The organism is Terrisporobacter othiniensis (assembly GCF_000808015.1).
GTDB lineage: Bacteria > Bacillota > Clostridia > Peptostreptococcales > Peptostreptococcaceae > Terrisporobacter > Terrisporobacter muris.
Genome location: NZ_JWHR01000127.1, coordinates 1 through 2,279 on the forward strand (window position 1 = coordinate 1; position 2,279 = coordinate 2,279).

Below are 2,279 nucleotides of genomic sequence, written 5' to 3' on the forward strand. Positions count from 1 at the left end.
GCTTGTATAAATACTACTGAAAATAAAATATATTCAAATAAAAGTGGTAAAGTTACTTCTGATTTTTTAGAGGAATTATTTTATAAAAAGAATTCCCGTTTTAAAAAATTAAAGAAACAATATAACTAAGTTATTTAACTTAGCCTTTAAACTGCTAGTTATAATTTTATATATAACTAAATAATTTATTAAGCTTTTATAAAAGGGGGTAAACTTATGAGCGCAGTAACTTTATTATTAATAAGTATTGCTGTATTATTAGTCGGCTATGTTACTTATGGTAAGTGGCTAGCTGATCAATGGGGGATTGATGAAAAAAAAGTCACTCCTTCACACGAATTAGAAGACGGGTTAGATTATGTACCTGCAAAAGCTCCTGTACTTCTAGGCCACCATTTCTCATCAATAGCTGGTGCTGGTCCTATTAATGGTCCAATACAAGCAGCTGTATTTGGTTGGGTTCCAGTTTTACTTTGGGTTTTAATAGGTGGTATATTCTTTGGTGCAACACATGACTTCGGTGCATTATTTGCATCTATACGTCATAAAGGTCAGTCTATAGGAGAGGTCATAGGGCAAAATATTGGTGCTCGTGCTAAGAAATTATTTATTATTTTCTCATATTTAACACTACTTTTAGTTGTAGCTGCTTTTGCATCTATAGTTGCAGATACTTTCAAAGCAACATTTACAGAAACTGGTGCAATTGATATTGCTGCTAGTGCTGCAAATGCTTCAACAGCAATGATATCAATATTATTTATATTAATTGCCATTGCTTTTGGTTTCTTTGTTTACAGACGTAATGCTTCACTAGTTGTTTCAACTGTAATAGGTGTAATTGCCATAGTAGCTTGTATAGCTATAGGTCTTAATTGGCATCCACTATACTTAACTTCTACAACTTGGATGGTTATTGTTGGTGCTTATATCTTAGTTGCATCTGTAACTCCTGTTTGGATATTGCTTCAACCTCGTGATTATCTAAGTTCATTCTTACTATATGGTATGATGGCACTTGCTATAGTTGGTATAATTGGCTCTCATCCAACATTAGATATACCAGCATTTACTGGTTTTGTTGATACTATAGCTCCAACTGGAACATCTCTTGGATATTTGTTCCCTGCATTATTTGTTACTATAGCATGTGGTGCTATATCAGGTTTTCACTCTTTAGTTGCTTCTGGTACAACAGCAAAACAATTAAACAGTGAAAAAGACGCTAGACCAATAGCTTATGGTTCAATGTTAGTAGAATGTGCATTAGCTGTTATAGCTGTATGTGCAGTTGGATATATATGGAAAGATTATGCAGCAGGAACAACTGTAACACCTACTGTAGTTTTCGCATCAGGAATAGCTGGAATGTTAAGTCAGATACCTGGTCTAACAAATGTATACAATATAGCTTATTCGTTATTAGTTTTAACAGTTTCAGTTTTCTGTTTAACTTCATTAGACACCGCTACTCGTCTTGCAAGATATATGTTCCAAGAATTCTGGTTGGCTCCTGGTGAAACAAGAGCTGATGTTAGTGGATTCAAAAAAACTATAACTAATCCATATATAGCAACTTTAATTACTGTTGTTCTTGGTATTTCTTTAGGTCTTACTGGATATGCAAATATATGGGCATTATTTGGAGCAGCGAACCAATTACTTGCAGCTCTTGGTTTACTTGCTGTTGCTGCATGGCTTGGTAATATGGGTAAAAATAATAAAATGTTATTCTTCCCAATGGTATTTATGTTAGTCGCAACTGTTGTTTCTTTAGCATTAACAATAAAAAGCAATGTTATTGCTATTACTGCTGGTAGTGCAGGTCTTGGATGGTGCTATATACGAGCAATACTTGCTATACTTTTAATAGCTCTTGCCGTTATTCTTATGATTGAAGGTATAAGCACTATTAAAAAACAGTTTAACAAAGTAAAACAAACTAGTTAATATGTTATTAATACTTTCTACACTATACTTTTAAAGTTAATAAGTTTAAAATAAAAAAGATATGTTTATAAATTATAAACATATCTTTTTCTTTTATATATTTAAGCTTTGTATTAGCCTCTTATAGTAAATTCTTTTATTTCTTCAATTGGTATAGGCTTAGAATAAAAATATCCTTGTATATATATGTTATTATGACATATCTTTTTTATTTCTTCAATTTGATAATTTTCTTCAACCCCCTCAATAACAAAATACTTATTTGTAATCAATGTTATATTAGACATGAATTTTATTACTTCATTATTGATTTTTGATTTTACTAATAT

2 protein-coding genes are annotated in these 2,279 nt (G+C 31.4%); one reads left to right on the forward strand and one right to left on the reverse strand.

What is annotated here, in order from left to right; translation table 11 throughout:
- The first annotated feature begins 216 nt into the window (after nt 1-216).
- Complete coding sequence (locus QX51_RS16010; protein WP_039680908.1) at nt 217-1,950, forward strand: carbon starvation CstA family protein; 1,734 nt, start codon at nt 217-219, stop codon at nt 1,948-1,950.
- 113 nt (nt 1,951-2,063) lie between these two features.
- Here QX51_RS16010 and QX51_RS20750 read toward each other — a convergent pair.
- Nucleotides 2,064-2,279: hypothetical protein (locus QX51_RS20750; protein ID WP_039680909.1), on the reverse strand; the 216-nt coding region annotated here is incomplete at its 5' end.

Excerpts from the sequence above, each read along its gene's own strand:
- QX51_RS16010 (WP_039680908.1), top strand. The coding sequence starts at position 217 with ATGAGCGCAGTAACTTTATTATTAATAAGTATTGCTGTATTATTAGTC.